Here is a 17,021-nt window from a genome sequence, read left to right as displayed (position 1 = left end):
GGTCACCACTAGGAGAGGAGGCGCCATGCCAACTATTACTCTTCCCGACGGCAGTCAACGTTCATTCGATCACCCGGTTTCCGTAGCCGAGGTCGCCGCATCCATCGGTGCAGGCCTGGCCAAGGCCACCGTTGCCGGCAAGGTCGATGGCAAGCTGGTCGACGCCAGTGACATCATCGACAGCGACGCGTCGCTGCAAATCATCACGCCAAAGGATGAAGAGGGGCTGGAGATCATTCGCCACTCTTGCGCCCACCTGGTTGGCCACGCGGTCAAGCAGTTGTACCCGACCGCCAGGATGGTCATCGGTCCGGTCATCGATGAAGGTTTCTATTACGACATCGCCTTCGAACGTCCTTTCACCCCGGACGACCTGGCCGCCATCGAACAGCGCATGCAGCAGCTGATCGAGAAAGATTACGACGTGATCAAGAAAGTCACTCCGCGCGCCGAAGTGATTGAAGTGTTCAAGGCCCGTGGCGAAGACTACAAGTTGCGCCTGGTCGAAGACATGCCGAACGAGCAGGCCATGGGCCTGTACTATCACGAAGAATACGTCGACATGTGTCGCGGTCCGCACGTGCCGAACACGCGTTTCCTGAAATCCTTCAAGCTGACCAAGCTGTCCGGCGCCTACTGGCGCGGTGATGCCAAGAACGAGCAGTTGCAGCGCGTCTACGGCACCGCATGGGCGGACAAGAAGCAGCTGGCGGCTTACATCCAGCGCATCGAAGAAGCTGAAAAGCGCGACCACCGCAAGATCGGCAAGCGCCTGGGCCTGTTCCACACCCAGGAAGAAGCGCCGGGCATGGTGTTCTGGCACCCGAACGGCTGGACTTTGTACCAGGTGCTCGAGCAGTACATGCGCAAGGTTCAGCGTGACAACGGCTACCTGGAGATCAAAACGCCGCAAGTCGTTGACCGCAGCCTGTGGGAGAAATCCGGGCACTGGGCCAACTACGCCGACAACATGTTCACTACCCAGTCGGAAAACCGTGACTACGCGATCAAGCCAATGAACTGCCCTTGCCACGTGCAGGTGTTCAACCAGGGTCTGAAAAGCTACCGCGAGTTGCCGATGCGCCTGGCCGAATTCGGTGCATGCCACCGTAACGAGCCATCGGGCGCCTTGCACGGCATCATGCGCGTGCGTGCGTTCACTCAGGACGACGCCCACATCTTCTGCACCGAAGAGCAGATGCAGGCCGAGTCCGCCGCGTTCATCAAGCTGACCATGGACGTCTACGCCGATTTCGGCTTTAAAGATGTCGAGATGAAGCTGTCCACTCGTCCGGAAAAACGCGTCGGTTCCGACGAGCTTTGGGATCGCGCCGAAGCTGCACTGGCCGCAGCCCTTGATAGCGCGGGCCTGCCGTACGATCTGCAACCGGGCGAGGGTGCGTTCTACGGTCCGAAGATCGAATTCTCGCTGAAAGATTGCCTCGGTCGCGTCTGGCAATGTGGTACCCTGCAGCTCGATTTTAACCTGCCTGTCCGTCTGGGAGCCGAATACGTCTCCGAAGACAACAGCCGCAAGCACCCGGTCATGTTGCACCGGGCGATCCTGGGGTCCTTCGAACGTTTCGTCGGAATCCTGATCGAGCACTACGAGGGCGCGTTCCCCGCGTGGCTGGCTCCGACCCAGGCAGTGGTGATGAATATCACTGATAAACAGGCTGATTTTGCCGCCGAAGTGGAAAAAACTCTCAACGAAAGCGGGTTTCGTGCCAAGTCTGACTTGAGAAATGAAAAGATCGGCTTTAAAATCCGCGAGCATACGTTGCTCAAGGTTCCTTATCTCCTGGTTATCGGAGATCGGGAAGTCGAGATGCAGACTGTCGCTGTGCGTACTCGTGAAGGTGCTGACCTGGGCTCGATGCCCGTCGCCCAGTTCGCTGAGTTCCTCGCGCAAGCGGTTTCCCGGCGTGGTCGCCCAGATTCGGAGTAATTATTATTAAGCGTGAAATGAGACAAGATAAACGAGCTGCACCGAAAGCCCCGATCAACGAGAATATCTCGGCACGCGAGGTTCGGTTAATTGGAGCTGAAGGTGAACAGCTCGGGATTGTGTCAATTGAAGACGCGCTTCTTAAGGCTGAAGAGGCCAAGCTGGATCTGGTGGAGATTTCCGCCGATGCAGTACCACCTGTTTGCAAACTGATGGACTACGGCAAATCGATCTTCGAAAAGAAGAAGCAGATTGCTGCGGCCAAGAAAAACCAGAAGCAGATCCAGGTTAAAGAAATCAAGTTTCGTCCAGGGACGGAGGAAGGGGATTACCAGGTAAAACTGCGCAACCTGGTACGTTTCCTGAGTGATGGGGACAGGGCCAAGGTATCCTTGCGATTCCGCGGCCGTGAGATGGCCCACCAGGAGCTGGGGATGGAACTCCTCAAGCGAGTTGAAGGTGACTTGCTCGAGTACGGTTCGGTCGAACAGCATCCTAAGATGGAAGGACGCCAGCTGATCATGGTCATCGCCCCGAAAAAGAAGAAGTAATCAACAGGGCACGGCAGGCCTTCTGATTATGTTTATCAACTGAATGCGGAGTATCCGAACATGCCAAAAATGAAGACCAAAAGTGGTGCTGCTAAGCGGTTTCTGAAAACTGCTAACGGTATCAAGCACAAGCACGCTTTCAAGAGCCACATCCTGACCAAAATGTCGACCAAGCGTAAGCGTCAACTGCGCGGTAGCAGCTTGCTGCATCCGTCTGACGTGGCAAAAGTCGAGCGCATGCTGCGCCTTCGTTAATTTTAGTCAAGAATAGAGGAAGTAACTCATGGCTCGTGTAAAGCGTGGCGTCATTGCCCGTAAGCGTCACAAAAAAATTCTGAAACTTGCTAAAGGCTACTACGGCGCACGCTCCCGCGTATTCCGTGTTGCCAAGCAAGCGGTAATCAAGGCAGGCCAATACGCCTACCGTGACCGTCGTCAGAAAAAACGTCAGTTCCGCGCTCTGTGGATCGCTCGTATCAACGCTGGTGCTCGTATCAACGGTCTGTCCTACAGCCGTTTCATCGCCGGCCTGAAAAAAGCGTCCATCGAGATCGACCGTAAGGTTCTGGCTGATCTGGCAGTGAACGAAAAAGCGGCGTTTGCTGCGATTGTCGAGAAAGCTAAAGCCACCTTGGCTTAAGTACCCCCGACAGTCACCCGGCCTCGCATCTGTGGGGCCAGGTGTTAAACGTCATAAATAGGGGAAGAGCCTTCAAGCTCTTCCCCTATTTTGTATCTGGAGTCTGTACATGGAAAACCTGGATGCGCTCGTCTCTCAAGCACTAGAGGCTGTGCAAAGCGCTGAAGATATCAATGCCCTGGAGCAAATCCGGGTTCACTACCTTGGCAAGAAGGGTGAATTGACTCAGGTGATGAAGACCCTGGGGAATTTGCCGGCAGAAGAGCGTCCGCAGGTCGGTGCGCTGATCAACGTTGCCAAGGAGCGTGTCACAGAGGTCCTTAATGCGCGCAAGGCATTGTTTGAAGAAGCCGATCTGGCTGCCAAACTCTCCGCCGAGTCCATTGACGTGACCCTGCCTGGCCGTGGTCAGACCTCCGGTGGTCTGCATCCGGTTACCCGCACTCTGGAACGCGTCGAACAGTTCTTCACCCGTATTGGCTACGGCATCGCCGAAGGCCCTGAGGTCGAAGACGACTATCACAACTTCGAAGCGCTCAACATCCCAGGCCACCACCCGGCCCGGTCGATGCATGACACCTTCTATTTCAATGCGAACATGCTGTTGCGCACCCATACCTCGCCGGTACAGGTCCGCACCATGGAGTCGAAACAGCCGCCGATCCGCATCGTCTGCCCAGGCCGTGTATACCGCAGCGACTCCGATATTACCCACTCGCCGATGTTCCACCAGGTCGAAGGCCTGCTGATCGATCGCGACATCAATTTCGCCGACCTCAAAGGCACCATCGAAGAATTCCTGCGGGTGTTCTTCGAAAAGGAACTGGCGGTGCGTTTCCGTCCTTCTTACTTCCCGTTTACCGAGCCATCCGCTGAAGTCGACATGGAATGCGTGATGTGCAGCGGTAAAGGCTGCCGCGTCTGCAAGCAGACCGGCTGGCTGGAAGTGATGGGCTGCGGCATGGTTCACCCGAACGTGCTGCGCATGTCCGGGATCGACCCGGAAGAGTTCTCGGGCTTTGCCTTCGGCATGGGCGTAGAGCGTCTGGCCATGCTGCGTTACGGCGTGAACGACTTGCGTCTGTTCTTCGACAACGACTTGCGGTTCCTCGCGCAATTTCGCTAGTCGTAACGAATTCTTAGGAGAGCAGGATGAAATTCAGTGAACAATGGCTGCGTGGCTGGGTTAGCCCGCAGGTAAGTCGCGATGAGCTGGTTGCTCGTCTGTCGATGGCCGGTCTTGAGGTCGATAGCGTTACGCCGGCCGCCGGTGTTTTCAGTGGCGTGGTCGTTGGCGAGGTGCTCAGCACCGAGCAGCACCCGGACGCCGACAAGCTGCGCGTGTGCCAGGTCAGCAACGGTTCGGAAACCTTCCAGGTTGTTTGCGGTGCGCCAAACGTGCGCCCGGGCCTGAAGATTCCTTTCGCCATGATCGGTGCCGAGCTGCCAGGTGACTTCAAGATCAAGAAGGCCAAGCTGCGCGGCGTTGAGTCCAACGGCATGCTGTGCTCGCAATCCGAGCTGCAGATCGGTGAAGGCAATGACGGTCTGATGGAACTGCCGGCCGATGCGCCGGTAGGTAAGGATTTTCGTGTTTATCTGGACCTGGAAGATGCCAGCATCGAGGTCGACCTGACCCCGAACCGTGGTGACTGCCTGTCCCTGGCCGGTCTGGCCCGTGAAGTCGGTGCACTGTACGCCGCTCCTGTGGTCCGTCCGGTGGTGGCTTCGGTTCCTGCCGCCCACGACGAAGTGCGTTCGGTAGAAGTACTGGCGCCCGCCGCGTGCCCGCGCTACCTCGGTCGTGTGATTCGTAACGTCGACCTGTCCAGGCCTACGCCGCTGTGGATGGTTGAGCGCCTGCGTCGTGCAGATGTGCGCAGCATCGATGCTGCCGTCGACATCACCAACTACGTGATGCTGGAACTGGGTCAGCCGCTGCACGCCTTCGATCTCGCCGAAATCAACGGTGGCATCCGTGTGCGCATGGCCGAAGACGGCGAGAAGCTGGTGCTGCTCGACGGTCAGGAAGTCAGCCTGCGTAGCGATACGCTGGTGATTGCCGACCACTCCCGCGCACTGGCCATCGCCGGCGTCATGGGTGGCGAGCACAGCGGTGTTAGCGCGACCACCCGTGATGTGTTCCTGGAAAGTGCCTTCTTCGATCAGATCGCCGTAGCAGGCAAGGCCCGTTCCTATGGCCTGCATACCGATGCGTCCCATCGCTATGAGCGTGGCGTGGACTGGCAACTGGCCCGCGAAGCCATGGAGCGCGCGACTGGCTTGCTGCTGGACATCACCGGTGGTGAAGCGGGTCCGATCATCGAGACCGTCAGCGAACAGCACCTGCCGAAAATTGCTCCGATCACCCTGCGTGCCCAGCGCATTACCCAGATGCTGGGTATGGAAATGGATTCGGCCGAAGTGGAGCGTCTGCTCAATGCCTTGGGCCTGACCATTGCTGCCGACGGGGCAGGGCAGTGGCGTGTGGACGTGCCAAGCCATCGCTTCGACATCAGCCTGGAAGTCGACCTGATCGAAGAGCTGGCACGCCTGTATGGCTACAACCGTTTGCCGGTTCGTTATCCGCAAGCGCGTCTGGCGCCGCAAGCCAAGGCAGAGGCGCGTAGCGACCTGCCTGAACTGCGTCGCCTGCTGGTTGCCCGTGGTTATCAGGAAGCAATTACCTACAGCTTCATCGATCCGAAACAGTTCGAACTGTTTAATCCGGGTGTGGAGCCGTTGTTGCTGGCCAATCCGATTTCCAATGACATGGCTGCCATGCGTTCGTCGCTGTGGCCGGGTCTGGTCAAGGCGCTTCAGCACAACCTGAACCGTCAGCAGGATCGCGTGCGCCTGTTCGAAAGCGGCCTGCGTTTCGTGGGTCAGCTTGAAGGTCTGAAGCAAGAGCCGATGTTGGCGGGTGTTGTTTGCGGCAGTCGCCTGCCGGAAGGCTGGGCGCAGGGGCGCGATACCGTCGACTTCTTCGACGTCAAGGCTGACGTGGAAGCGGTGCTGGGCTTCGCCGGTGCCCTGGATGCGTTCACTTTCGTGCCGGGCAAGCACCCAGCGCTGCACCCGGGTCAAACCGCGCGCATAGAGCGTGACGGTCGTCTGGTCGGCTTCATTGGCGCGATCCACCCTGAATTGTCGAAAACCCTCGGTCTCGACCGTCCGGTCTTCGTCTTCGAGCTGGTTCTGGCGGAAGTGGCGTCGGGCAAAATGCCAAAATTCCACGAGTTATCGCGCTTTCCTGAAGTGCGTCGTGACCTTGCACTGATTGCGCATAAAGACGTTGCAGCCACGGCTGTACTGGACGTAATCCGTGAAAATGCAGGCGAATGGCTGACAGACCTCAGGCTATTTGACGTGTATCAGGGTAAAGGCATTGATCCTGATAGAAAAAGCCTCGCAGTCGGCTTGACCTGGCAGCATCCATCGCGCACTCTTAATGACGATGAGGTGAATACCGCAACGCAAAACATCCTCACCTCGCTCGAACAAAGGTTGAACGCCACGTTAAGGAAGTGACGTATGGGGGCTCTGACGAAAGCTGAGATGGCGGAACGTCTGTATGAGGAGCTGGGCCTGAATAAACGGGAGGCCAAGGAATTGGTCGAACTGTTTTTTGAAGAAATCAGGCACGCTCTCGAAGACAACGAACAAGTCAAATTGTCCGGTTTCGGCAATTTCGACCTTCGGGACAAACGCCAGCGGCCTGGCCGCAATCCGAAAACGGGGGAAGAAATCCCGATCACGGCTCGCCGTGTGGTCACCTTTCGTCCAGGGCAGAAGTTGAAGGCCCGAGTTGAGGCTTATGCTGGAACCAAGTCATAACGACGAGCTCCCCGTCATCCCGGGCAAACGCTACTTCACCATTGGTGAAGTCAGCGAGCTGTGTGCGGTAAAACCGCACGTGCTGCGCTACTGGGAGCAGGAGTTTCCTCAACTCAACCCTGTCAAACGCCGCGGAAACCGCCGGTATTATCAGCGCCAGGACGTGCTGATGATCCGGCAGATCCGCGCGCTTCTTTACGATCAGGGGTTCACCATCGGCGGCGCACGCTTGCGTTTGTCCGGTGATGAAGCCAAAGACGACACCACCCAATACAAGCAAATGATCCGCCAGATGATCGCCGAGCTCGAAGATGTTCTGGTGGTACTCAAGAAATAAATTCTCGCTTTTAAATACTTCCAGTTTTCAAAAGCTTGCGATATATTCTTGAGTGTTCCTCGAGGTGAGGAACAGGTTTCACGCCTAGTCGGGGCGTAGCGCAGTCCGGTAGCGCACTAGCATGGGGTGCTAGGGGTCGAGTGTTCGAATCACTCCGTCCCGACCATTATTCCTGAGTAAAATCAGACACTTAAGCCGATCAGATAGATCGGCTTTTTTGTGTCTGCGCAAAACCCGCGCAAAACTGGCGCAAAACTAGCCGGTGATTTCGCTGATATTTAGGTCCGGAATCGCCTCTGACCAAATGATTTCCTCATGGTCACGTTGGTAGTTTTTGGTCATGCCTTCGCTCGCATGCCCCGCGATTTTCTGCCCATCCCTTCCGGCTTTCTTGTACAGGTGCAGTGACAACGCTCGCACTTCGTGGAAGCCCGGCATCTCTTCTTCCTTCCATCCCGCGTAGCAGTTTGCCGCCTCCCTGGCGTCCTTGAATGCTCGCGTCAAATATCGCTCTTCAATCTTCGTCCAATGGTCCTTGGTCTGTGCCTGTTTCTGTTTCAGGCGATCGGGCTTGCGGTGTACCAGGTACGGGGAAGCAGTGTCGTCACGGCAGCGGCTAATCACAGCCTGCAACTCAGGTGTCACCCGGAAGCGGATCCACGCCGCGTCACTAGCCTTTGCCGTCTTCTTCTGCACCAAGTACAGGAAGCCCTCTCGAACACCGTCGAATCGCATGTCCAGGATGTCCGTCCGGCGCTGGGCGGTGATGAGGGCGAGGTCAATTGCATTCTGTAGCCAGGCTGGAGCTTTCTCCCGGATGGCTTTCAAGCCTTCGACGGTATGGCGTTTGCGTTGTTTCTTCTCAATGCGGTTGATTGTGCTCGCCGCCGGGTTGTCTGGGCACAGGCCTTTGGCGGCAGCGTGATTGAAAACATCGATCAGCAGTGCCCGGCATTGGTTTGCCGTCCGGGAGGTGAGGGCATCCAGCATCTCCGCGACCATGCGGATCGTGATCTGGTCGACGGCTTTGTCCTCGAATTGCTTACGGAATCGCCGGAAATGCACTGCGTACAGCCCCAGAGTTCCCTTGGCCAGTTCGCGCGGCGGTAAAACTTCGCGCTCGTAGGTGTCGAGGAAGCCTGCGAAAGATTCGGATGAGTTGCCCAGCACGGCGCCAATCAAGTCCGCGCCGCGCATGAACTCCAGGTTCAATTGCTTCGCTGCGTCGATGGCCTTGATGCGATCAGTACCGAACTGAAACCACTTACCGTCGGTTGGCCGGCGGTAGCGATAGGTCGAGCGCCGCGCATCGAAGTACAGGTTCTGCGGAAGGCTCTTGTTCGCCTTGTTGCGCGGCCGTGGGACCATCATGCAGCTCCTTTCAATACCATCGCCACCAGGTCGTTACCGTCCGAGCGGGTGAATGCGGTCCAGTCAACGTACCAGAGTTTTCCGATCTGCTCGCCCGGGACTACGCCGTTGCGGATATGGTTGCGAATCGCTTGGGGGCATTGTGGGGTGCCGTTTTCGCCCCAGCGCCGACGCTGAAACTCGCTGATCTTGATCAGTTCTTTCTTCATTGGATGCTCCATGCCGCGCGTGGCGGTAGAAGGTGGTGTCAGTGTTTGATGAGGCGCAGGCCGCCGCCGGCGGCAACGATGTTGATCCGGCTTGCCTCGAACGAGGGGGAGCGCAAAACCGTGGCAATCAGATCGGGAAGAGCCTGGAGCAGCTCGGGGCGCATCTGGTTGTAGTCGACGCAGTGCAGGGTGTGCAGGATGCTATAAGCCTCCCTGTCTGGCTTCACATCCATCATTTTTATGATGGTGTCGAGCGTGCAGATGCTGAAGTGCGAGCTCTGCACCATCTTCTTGAGCGCGGCCTCGGCCGCCATTACTTTCAGTTCAGACACAGGTATTCCTCGCCCGCCGTTCATCGGCAGGCTGGTAGGTGGATTGTGAAATCAGATGAGGGGCGTCAGGCGAATTGAACGGGTGAGCTACGGTTTATTGGTTCTCCTCGCCAGTTGCGTACACGCTTTCTCCCCTGAGGTGACTGGCGGGGTGGACCCTTACCGCCGCGGCCCCTTGTAGATGAGCCAGAGCATGTAGAGCGGGGCGAAGATCATGGGGTCACCTCTTGGCCCAGTGCCAGCGCAAGCGCATCCGAGACCTGTTCGCTAAGGGGGCCTTGCCCGTCGAACTCGACTTCATTGCCATCGTCGTCGAAGAGCGAAACCGCTCCACAATGACGCTCCACCATGATTTCAATGCTCCAGGCGCCCGGCAGCTCGCCGGCGGCGCGTTGAATTTCCGCGTGAAGTTCTGCGCTCTTGCGCAGATCGCCGACAAACTCATCCTCCAGCAGCACAGCCGCATCGGCGACGCGGGCCATGCGTGCGCATTCGCGAGCCCACTCGCTGCGGGTGTAACTCGCCGCCCCATTGAGCATGCGTTCCATCTTTCGGCTGAAGTAATCGACGTCGAGGCCGTGGTTGTTGGTCATGACGTCACCCGCGCAGCAGGGAGTTTCGGCACCGGCACTGCTCGGCGCCCCCAGATGCAGACCGGGCCATCTTCTGCGTCATGAATCGACAGGATGAACCAGCCAGGTTCGATTGGATGCTGGATTTCCCACGCTGAGCAATCGCACTGGCCGTCATCCATATAGGCATCGAACACATCGACAGGAACGTCGCTTTCCATGTGGGTGACTTTCGTTTCCACCTGGTGGCGCAGGCACCATTCCTGAAACTGCGCTTCAGTGATTTCGTCGTCGAATTCCGACAGGTAGTCGGGGTGTGACCACCAGCCGTCAATGTCGCGCTCAACGGGCAATGGCTGGATCAGAACTGTTTCTTCTGGCATGACTTCGTCCTTGCCGCTATAGCGGCCGACTTTGAAGGGGGAGGAAGTAATTTTGCGATTGGAGTACAGATGTGCTCCTGTCGGGTTCAGGCTGACTTCTGTCCATGCTCCAGCTCGGAGGCGATGGACTGCATTTCAGCAAACAGCTTTTGCTGCTTCAGGTTTCGCTCTTCATAGATTGCTTGCAGGCTGCGATTCAAAGCGGCCAGCGCCGACTGGCGCGAAGTGTGAACCTGGCTTTCATGGAGCATGTAGGTCCGGCCTGGGCCTTGGTAGCACTTCGGCCACGGCCGGTTGCTGAAGCTGGCCCGTTGGTGCAGCTTGATTTCCTCAACTCGCCGCATCCGGACGTTGACCATCCAGAGCTCGGCGCCGCTCATGGCTTAGCCTCGGGCGCTGCGTCGACTGCCGCGTGCGTTGCATTCCACTGTTCGAATGCCTCCTGCGTAGTGGCGGCTGTAATCTCTTCGCTGCAGGTGTAACAGTGGGCGACTCCACCGGACGCACCGACATCGCGATGACCTTGCTTGCAGGGGTTCATATGCCAGTCATCATTCTGGGCTGATTCGTTGTCCGGGTATTCCGGCCGGGCCGGTGGATAGGCTGGTGACGCCATAGCCTGATCAATGGCGGCGCGAAGGTTCTCGCTGTAGTTCTCACCAATCACGCGCTCAGTCGGCTTATCCATCCAGTGGCCGATGAGCTCGATACCCGAGTTGTAGTCACCCGTATCGGCAAGTGAGTTGCTGTGGTGACGCACGTCCCAGAAGTTCGCCTCGATGGCATCCAACCGAGCCTTGTCTCGTTCCAGCTCATCAATCCGCTGATCCGCTGCGTTCAGTCGCAGCTGCAGGGCATCACGCTCGGCAACCACCAGGTCGAAGGTTTCGCCCAGCACGTACTGCACCGGCCGGTGGCCGCATTCGCAATCAGGCCAAGGGTTATCCTCTGCCCAGGTCCTGCCGTCACCGGTCTCAGCCTCACAGGCAGGACCGAGGTAAATCACTTTTAGCTCGCTCACTTTGAAGGACCTCTTCAGTTGTCCGTACCCGTGTAGGTGCGCCATGGCACCTTTATGCCGTTGACCAGAAACCCCCAAGTGCCTTGGTATGGGCCGCTGATGAACAGGGTGAAGGCGCCGCCCTCGGTAACGGAGTCGATCCGGTGGTACTCGCCATAGCTCAGTGACGCTGTGCCGCCCGGGCACCGGTCGATGTATTCGGTAGCCTGGGCTGAAACTGGAACGTTCAGGCCAGCCAGCGCCGCATCATCGTGATCGAGAAGCCGCTGCTCCGTGTAACCGCCGCGAAGGATTATCGTTCGAGCGTTCCATGGATGGTCGTGTAGGTCGCGATCGCTGTCTGGCCGCTTGATGTGGTGGATCCGCACAGACCATGGGCACCACCAGAGCCTGGATCGGTGACTATCGCGGTCGTAGGGGTTGAACAGCCACCAGCGGCCCATGTACATCTCGGAGCCATCGGCGGACATGATGTGCAGGTATGGGGTGCGCTGGGCGCGGGCGATGAGCCAGTCAGCGATGGCCGGGCGTGCGAGCAGCTTGGCGATGAGTCGCCAGATTATTGTGGGCATGGGGAGTCCTATACCGGGGCATGCCCGGGCTGTGGAGAGTGGTGAGGGATCAGCTACAGTTCAGCGATCAGCCAATGGAGAGCTCTATGGATTGCTTGGTTTGCGGAATCGATGCGATAGAACTGGAATCCGGTCTGGATGGAACTGAACTTAGATGTCCGGATTGCGGGCACTTCGGAGTGTCGGGAAGTCTTATTGCTGTACGGCGGGGCAGGAACTTTGATGTCGATCAAACACGGTGGTGGTTAGAGCGGAGGCGAGTAGCATTCCCCGACCAGCTTCCGGTTATCTCAGAAGCTTTTGTTTTCTGGGGCCTTTGATTAGGCCGCTAACCGCTGGTAAAGCTCGATGATGTCGGCGGCGTTGGCTCTGACCAGTGCTTCAGCCTCATCCGGACACACGCTGTTGCCGATCAGCCGGACTTGGTCCGTTTTGTTGATGTCGCGCCACTCTTCGGCACCGGTTACCGGGTCGACGAACAGGCCGCGGTCGATGATGTAGTCCTTGTCGAAGCCCTGAGCAGCTTTCAGCTCAGGTGGCTGCAACATGCGTAGGGTGATATCCACCAGCACATAGCCGCCGACCATGACCAGGTCCGCCGGGTCTTTGAAGTGCTCCGGCAGATGCTCATGCATGAACGCGGCGCAGCGACGGGCGCCTTCCAGTTGCTCCGGCGTCAGTGTGTCCGGCACCTGCACCACCTCGACCAATGCAACGCGGTCCTTTGTCGGCAGGGTGTGCATCGGCTCGGTGAGCGATATGCCGTCCTTCTCGTTGCCGTAGTACTTCACCAGGTAGGCGTTGACTAGGCGCTGATTGGCGCCGGATTGGCAGATGGTTGAGAGAGGCGAGTCGGCGGCGCGGCCGTCACCGTTATAGAAACCGCCATTCGCCTGTTCGAAGAACGCAGCGACAACGGCCTGTTCGCCGCGGTTGGCGCCGGTGACCGTGCGCGCCGGCTCGTCCAGTGAGTACCCGCTTCGGTCTCCGTGATGCGTCAGGTGGGTTAGATGCCCGGCGACCATCGCGAAGTGTCCGCCTTTGACCTGGGCGACCTGCGTGCGCAGTGGCTCTTGCACGTCGAAGTTGCGTTGAGATGAGCCGTTGGCACATTCGGTGAGGAACGGCGCCGTCACTGGCTGCACCAATGCGTGATGCGTACCGCCGGCGCTGATGGTCGATAGCGCCTCGTCGACGCCGTGGGTGCTGGTATGTGCTTCCGATGTTCCGCGCATCGGCACAATGAATGGCTTCGCGCTGGTCAGCACATGTCGCCAGCAACCTTTGGCCACGCGGCGTCTGGTGTTCACCGCCATCGGCTTGTCACGGAAAATCGTGCGGCCCAGGTTGCTCCAGTCGATGCACTCTGCGGCGGTTCGCCAAGGCTCCTGCTTTGCCGTTGGCACCTTGTGGCGTTTTGGTGCTGGCCAGACAATCGGCTTTCCGTCGCTGCGGGCCACCAAGTACAGACGCTTGCGGATGGTAGGCGTGCCGGCGTTGGCCGCGATGCGCTCGCGCCATTCGACGTTGTAGCCGAGGCCACGCACCAGGCTTCCCACCGGCACGAATTCGCCGATCGAATGCAGGATTTCCGGCATGTCCGGGTGATCGGCGGAGAGGCCGGTGCTGAGTGCGGCGATGAATGACTTGAAGGTTCGCCCGCGCTCGGCCTTGATTGGCTGACCTTCCTCATCGATCGGCCCCCAGTCGCAGAACTCTTCGACGTTCTCCAGAAACATCAGGCGCGGCCGGGTGGCGTGTGCCCAGCGCACCACAACCCAGGCCAGCCCTCGAACACCACGATCACGTGGTGCGCCACCCTTGGCTTTGCTGTGGTGGCGGCAGTCCGGCGAGGCCCAGAGAATACCGACCGGCTGACCACCAGTGGCGCGTACCGGATCGACCTCGAACACGTCCGCGACATAGTGGGCGGTCAGTGGGTGGTTGGCGCGGTGCACGGCCAGGGCGATCGGGTTGTGGTTTACAGCGACATCTGGCTCCCGATATGCCCGGGCAATCCCGGTGCTGGCGCCACCACCACCGGCGAACAGGTCCACCACCAGCTCTTTCTGAAATGGCAAGCCCATGCTTGGCTGGCCGTGGATGAACTGGGGTTTCTTCTGTTGTGCGGACATAGGGGATCCTTGGGAGGTATAGTCTTTGGTTTTGCGGAGGTCAGTTATGAGGGCTTTTTTGGCAATAGCTGGTTTTTTGATATTTGTATTTGCAACTGGGTTGGCGTTGTATTTACTTGCTCTAGGAAAGTTCTCTGGTGCGGAGTTCACCGCATTTGTTGTTGCGTTCGCTGTGATTGGAATGGTTGTTGGTTACGCCCCTGAAGTCCAAGAGATTTCAATTGTGGGGAATGTTGTTAAGTTGAAGGAAATTAAAGCTGAAGCCCTAAAGGCAATTGAAAGCTTAAACAAGTCGCGTATAGAAATGCTGCGAGTTTTCTTGGGGTTGGCGTTGAAGCATGGCGGGGGATTTGGCAGTGAAACACCAGTGGACCCTAGGGCACGTGATATCTGGCCATTATTTCGGCTTTCGAAAGAGTACTCTTGTCAGAAAGAGTTAAAAGATGAGCTTCTATTGTGTGTAAAAATACTTTTGGCATCGCAACTGTATAGCATTAAAACAAGAAATAGAGATGCTCGTATAGTTGTCTCTGAAGTTTTTTTGCCGCCTTTCGAACTGGCATCAATTGCATTCGATGAGACTGGTATTGAAGAGGCGTTGGCGGTTAGAAGTCCTAAGCCGGATAACTTTAAGGACGAAATAAGGCTTGCTCTTGAGGAGTACTCGAGACTCTATGAATTCAAGATAGAACTTGAGGCAATAAAGTAGCTTTGGCCTGTTTAGATAGATCGTGATGGTTAGGGAACTCAAGCGGCAGCTTGGGCCGATGCCTTTTTCGTCATGATTGCCTTGGCGGCGTTGTAGATAGAGAACAGGCCGGTTGCCGGCCTGTATCGCTTACTTCGGATCGAAGGCACCCAAAGACAAAGCTGCAGCATCTCCGATCTTGTCCTGCAGGACCGTCTTGAACTCCTGCGCGATATCCTCGCGCTGGACCTCTTCCCCAACCCAACGCAGTTTCAACGCCGGTTGCGCACCGCTGGTGATTACTGAAACGCGCAGCATGATCTGCTGTTCGGTCAAGCCTTCGAAGGGGATCACGTTGAACAGCAGCGTGGCTGGCAGAGTTTCTTTGCTGCGGGCTTCGATCTGGTCGAGTGTGCTTCGGCTGGCGCTGGTTTCACCGACGGTGTGGTCCGACTCGGACGCGGCTTTGATGGTGATAGTCCGCACCGCTGCGATGGCCTTGGCGATGGTCATCGATTGCCCGCTTTCATCGGTGGCTGACAGGAACTGGTTCCAGTCTTCAATCCAGTCGCTGAGGTCCTTCTGCGACATCGCCCGCCCGCCGATTGCCTGGGCAGCCTTATAACCAGCCGAGGCTTTCAGTCGAAGTACTGCACGGTCATCGGCATGGCCTGGCAACGCGTCAGTGCCAAGGTTGAACAGAAGCGTGCAAGTCATTTCGTCCTGATCGATGAAGCCCTTGGCGTTCGCTACCGCCCGGTCAGCAACATAGGCGCTGAAGTCAGCCAGCGAATGGGTGGAGTAGATGCCACGGAAACGGCTGCGGCCGGCCTGCCATTTTTCCAAGGTGACCACTTGGCAACCTTCGGGCAGCACGATCGTTGGCGTTTGGGTGGCCAGCGCTTTACCGCTCGCTTCGAGCGCGGTGTCGGTGATGAGCTGGATCGCTTCTTTGGTCAGAGACATTGGTCAGTTCCTTGATGGTCTATCGGTTAGGTGCGAGGAGTGATGGGGGCTTGTTCTCGGCTGAAGAGCTGGTCGTGCTTCTCCGCGAAGAGGGTGATCTTTCCGCCGGAACCAACATGCATTGGCGTGTCCAGGCTGGTGTTCTCGCTGCGGGTGCCGCGCTTGGTCGGCACCTTGTAATCGAGCTTGTGCTTGATCTTCACCTGGCTCGACTCACCGATCTGGCTGAAGTCCAGCGTGATCACCAACTTGCCGGCCTTGCCGTGGTCAACGACCCCGGAGGCTACTTCGGAAAGGGCATGGCCGATTTGGCTGGCGAAAGCGCCGCCGTTGAGCTCTTCGAGGAACTCTGCGGTATCGGTAGGAGTGGGCATGGCTGTTGCTCCGGGATGGCCAATAGGCCGCTGGGTGGTAGGTTGAATTGCGACTGACGAAGGCGCTGGCGCACCTGGTTACTGATTCGTCTCACGGCGGCCCCGGGAACTTGATGTTGTTCTCGCGGGCGATGAGCCTGGCGCGCTTGGCTTCCATGTCCATCTCTTTCGCTGCTTCAATGACGGTCTTGCCGGCGTCGGCCAGTTCCTTCAGCCGCGGCGCTTGCTTGTTGCGCTCGATCCGCAACTTGTTGCTGTGGGAGGTGCCAAACATGGCGTCCTTTTCGCCGCTGACGCCCGGGGCGATTTCCTGCACCTTCTTGCCGGCGCCGAAGTAGCGATCCAACTGCTGGTTCAGGTTCGCGATGATCGAGTCGCGAGGGTGGGGCATTGGTGCTCCGATCATTTCGCACCTCCCGGCAGGCGGTTGGCCTTTTCCTCGAGCTGAATGGCGTAGTCGACGGCGGCCGCGTGTTCGAAGCGAAAGCCGCAGGTCTTGCCTGTGATCAGGTCAACGATGTGGTACGCCTTCGTCCCGACGGTCTTAACCTGGAAGCGAACTTTCTGCGTGGGTGATGCCTGGCCGATCAATGAGTAGAACGCGGCAGTGGCGATGCTTGCACGAGCACGCAGGGCGGCAACCCCGTCGACTCGCTGTTGAATTGAAGGATGCATGGCGATTCCTTGGTGGGGTTGCGTGTATTCGTCAGCACTCTGGCCGCCTGCTTTTTGCCGTTGGGCGCAAGGGAGAGTGCTGACGGATAAAGGCAGGTGAAAAAAAGCCCGATCGGAACCGGGCTTTTGTTTGCGTCACGAAGACCTCCCTACGTGTCGCAGGTGCCGCCATTGGGCGGGCTTCGATATCTGTTGGTTACATGGCTGCCAATCCTCCGTGCTGGGTTGGTTGATATGCAGGGGGCCGCGTTGCGCGGTGCAGAATCGTCCGCATCCCGCTGCCCACTCAGTGAATGGGCAGAAGTGATGCTATCGAGCGAAGCGAAACCACATCACCATGCCCAAGGCGAGACCAGACACAACGCCGGCCAGGTAGGCAACGGAAATGATGTGCAGAAAGCTCGCTCCCA

The 17,021-nt window shown here is 57.9% G+C and carries 22 protein-coding genes and 1 tRNA gene; 10 read left to right on the top strand and 13 right to left on the bottom strand.

The features are described 5' to 3' along the window. Window positions 1-25 precede the first annotated feature (25 nt). The 9 genes from thrS (at window position 26) to ACM6J5_RS09715 (ending at window position 7,479) form a co-directional block, all read left to right on the top strand. Window positions 26-1,948: a threonine--tRNA ligase gene (thrS, locus tag ACM6J5_RS09755; protein WP_095943643.1), complete on the top strand. Its 1,923-nt coding sequence runs from the start codon at window positions 26-28 to the stop codon at window positions 1,946-1,948. After that, a complete protein-coding gene (gene infC / locus ACM6J5_RS09750) occupies window positions 1,948-2,499 on the top strand; it encodes a translation initiation factor IF-3 (protein WP_172435341.1) in 552 nt (183 codons plus the stop codon). The genes thrS and infC overlap by 1 nt, the downstream gene beginning before the upstream one ends. Window positions 2,500-2,559: 60 nt before the next feature. Beyond that, window positions 2,560-2,754: a 50S ribosomal protein L35 gene (gene rpmI, locus ACM6J5_RS09745; RefSeq protein WP_002553160.1), complete on the top strand. Its 195-nt coding sequence runs from the start codon at window positions 2,560-2,562 to the stop codon at window positions 2,752-2,754. Between the two features lie 28 nt (window positions 2,755-2,782). Continuing rightward, window positions 2,783-3,139 carry a 50S ribosomal protein L20 gene (gene rplT, locus ACM6J5_RS09740; RefSeq protein ID WP_007905879.1) on the top strand — a complete coding sequence of 119 codons (357 nt, stop codon included), beginning with the start codon at window positions 2,783-2,785 and terminating at the stop codon, window positions 3,137-3,139. A gap of 109 nt (window positions 3,140-3,248) precedes the next feature. Next, window positions 3,249-4,265, top strand: a complete 1,017-nt coding sequence (gene pheS / locus ACM6J5_RS09735) for a phenylalanine--tRNA ligase subunit alpha (protein WP_007975711.1) — start codon at window positions 3,249-3,251, stop codon at window positions 4,263-4,265. A 26-nt stretch (window positions 4,266-4,291) separates the two neighbouring features. Further along, window positions 4,292-6,670, top strand: coding sequence for a phenylalanine--tRNA ligase subunit beta (pheT, locus tag ACM6J5_RS09730; RefSeq protein WP_414928359.1), 2,379 nt, complete (start codon window positions 4,292-4,294; stop codon window positions 6,668-6,670). Between the two features lie 3 nt (window positions 6,671-6,673). After that, the gene (ihfA, locus tag ACM6J5_RS09725) at window positions 6,674-6,976 is read left to right on the top strand and encodes an integration host factor subunit alpha (RefSeq protein WP_002553164.1); all 303 of its coding nucleotides are present in this window, start codon (window positions 6,674-6,676) and stop codon (window positions 6,974-6,976) included. Then, on the top strand, window positions 6,957-7,313 hold the full coding sequence (locus tag ACM6J5_RS09720) for a MerR family transcriptional regulator (RefSeq protein WP_003179985.1): 357 nt from the start codon (window positions 6,957-6,959) through the stop codon (window positions 7,311-7,313). Before ihfA ends, ACM6J5_RS09720 begins: the two co-directional genes overlap by 20 nt. An 89-nt stretch (window positions 7,314-7,402) precedes the next feature. Next, a tRNA-Pro gene (locus ACM6J5_RS09715) sits at window positions 7,403-7,479 on the top strand. Between the two features lie 89 nt (window positions 7,480-7,568). Here the strand turns inward: ACM6J5_RS09715 and ACM6J5_RS09710 are convergent. From ACM6J5_RS09710 to ACM6J5_RS09670, 9 genes are all read right to left on the bottom strand, one after another. Next, window positions 7,569-8,681, bottom strand: coding sequence for a phage integrase Arm DNA-binding domain-containing protein (locus ACM6J5_RS09710; protein WP_414928540.1), 1,113 nt, complete (start codon window positions 8,679-8,681; stop codon window positions 7,569-7,571). After that, window positions 8,681-8,893: a hypothetical protein gene (locus ACM6J5_RS09705; RefSeq protein ID WP_151213167.1), complete on the bottom strand. Its 213-nt coding sequence runs from the start codon at window positions 8,891-8,893 to the stop codon at window positions 8,681-8,683. Before ACM6J5_RS09705 ends, ACM6J5_RS09710 begins: the two co-directional genes overlap by 1 nt. Before the next feature lie 38 nt (window positions 8,894-8,931). Next, a complete protein-coding gene (locus ACM6J5_RS09700) occupies window positions 8,932-9,225 on the bottom strand; it encodes a hypothetical protein (protein WP_414928358.1) in 294 nt (97 codons plus the stop codon). A 212-nt stretch (window positions 9,226-9,437) separates the two neighbouring features. Next, the gene (locus ACM6J5_RS09695) at window positions 9,438-9,818 is read right to left on the bottom strand and encodes a hypothetical protein (protein ID WP_414928357.1); all 381 of its coding nucleotides are present in this window, start codon (window positions 9,816-9,818) and stop codon (window positions 9,438-9,440) included. Further along, window positions 9,815-10,180 (bottom strand): hypothetical protein, encoded by a 366-nt coding sequence (locus ACM6J5_RS09690; RefSeq protein ID WP_414928356.1) that lies wholly within the window; start codon window positions 10,178-10,180, stop codon window positions 9,815-9,817. Before ACM6J5_RS09690 ends, ACM6J5_RS09695 begins: the two co-directional genes overlap by 4 nt. Before the next feature lie 86 nt (window positions 10,181-10,266). Further along, window positions 10,267-10,560: a hypothetical protein gene (locus ACM6J5_RS09685; protein WP_414928355.1), complete on the bottom strand. Its 294-nt coding sequence runs from the start codon at window positions 10,558-10,560 to the stop codon at window positions 10,267-10,269. Next, complete coding sequence (locus ACM6J5_RS09680; protein ID WP_414928354.1) at window positions 10,557-11,201, bottom strand: hypothetical protein; 645 nt, start codon at window positions 11,199-11,201, stop codon at window positions 10,557-10,559. Before ACM6J5_RS09680 ends, ACM6J5_RS09685 begins: the two co-directional genes overlap by 4 nt. A 14-nt stretch (window positions 11,202-11,215) precedes the next feature. After that, window positions 11,216-11,773, bottom strand: coding sequence for a hypothetical protein (locus ACM6J5_RS09675; RefSeq protein ID WP_414928353.1), 558 nt, complete (start codon window positions 11,771-11,773; stop codon window positions 11,216-11,218). Window positions 11,774-12,093: 320 nt separating this feature from the next. Then, window positions 12,094-13,908, bottom strand: coding sequence for a DNA cytosine methyltransferase (locus ACM6J5_RS09670; protein ID WP_414928352.1), 1,815 nt, complete (start codon window positions 13,906-13,908; stop codon window positions 12,094-12,096). 46 nt (window positions 13,909-13,954) lie between these two features. On the opposite strand from ACM6J5_RS09670, the gene ACM6J5_RS09665 reads away from it, so the two are divergent. Beyond that, window positions 13,955-14,617, top strand: coding sequence for a hypothetical protein (locus ACM6J5_RS09665; protein ID WP_414928351.1), 663 nt, complete (start codon window positions 13,955-13,957; stop codon window positions 14,615-14,617). A 129-nt stretch (window positions 14,618-14,746) separates the two neighbouring features. On the opposite strand, the gene ACM6J5_RS09660 is transcribed toward ACM6J5_RS09665, so the two are convergent. From ACM6J5_RS09660 to ACM6J5_RS09645, 4 genes are all read right to left on the bottom strand, one after another. Beyond that, a complete protein-coding gene (locus ACM6J5_RS09660; RefSeq protein ID WP_414928350.1) occupies window positions 14,747-15,562 on the bottom strand; it encodes a YfdQ family protein in 816 nt (271 codons plus the stop codon). Window positions 15,563-15,588: 26 nt separating this feature from the next. Next, window positions 15,589-15,936: a hypothetical protein gene (locus ACM6J5_RS09655; RefSeq protein WP_008055925.1), complete on the bottom strand. Its 348-nt coding sequence runs from the start codon at window positions 15,934-15,936 to the stop codon at window positions 15,589-15,591. 91 nt (window positions 15,937-16,027) lie between these two features. Then, window positions 16,028-16,342, bottom strand: a complete 315-nt coding sequence (locus tag ACM6J5_RS09650; RefSeq protein ID WP_414928349.1) for a hypothetical protein — start codon at window positions 16,340-16,342, stop codon at window positions 16,028-16,030. Beyond that, a complete protein-coding gene (locus tag ACM6J5_RS09645; RefSeq protein ID WP_414928348.1) occupies window positions 16,339-16,611 on the bottom strand; it encodes a hypothetical protein in 273 nt (90 codons plus the stop codon). Before ACM6J5_RS09645 ends, ACM6J5_RS09650 begins: the two co-directional genes overlap by 4 nt. Window positions 16,612-17,021: the final 410 nt, after the last annotated feature.

This window comes from Pseudomonas sp. IT-P74, assembly GCF_949768175.1.
Taxonomy (GTDB): domain Bacteria; phylum Pseudomonadota; class Gammaproteobacteria; order Pseudomonadales; family Pseudomonadaceae; genus Aquipseudomonas.
Note: the sequence above shows the minus strand (reverse complement) of the source record. Positions and strands in the feature narration are given on the sequence as shown.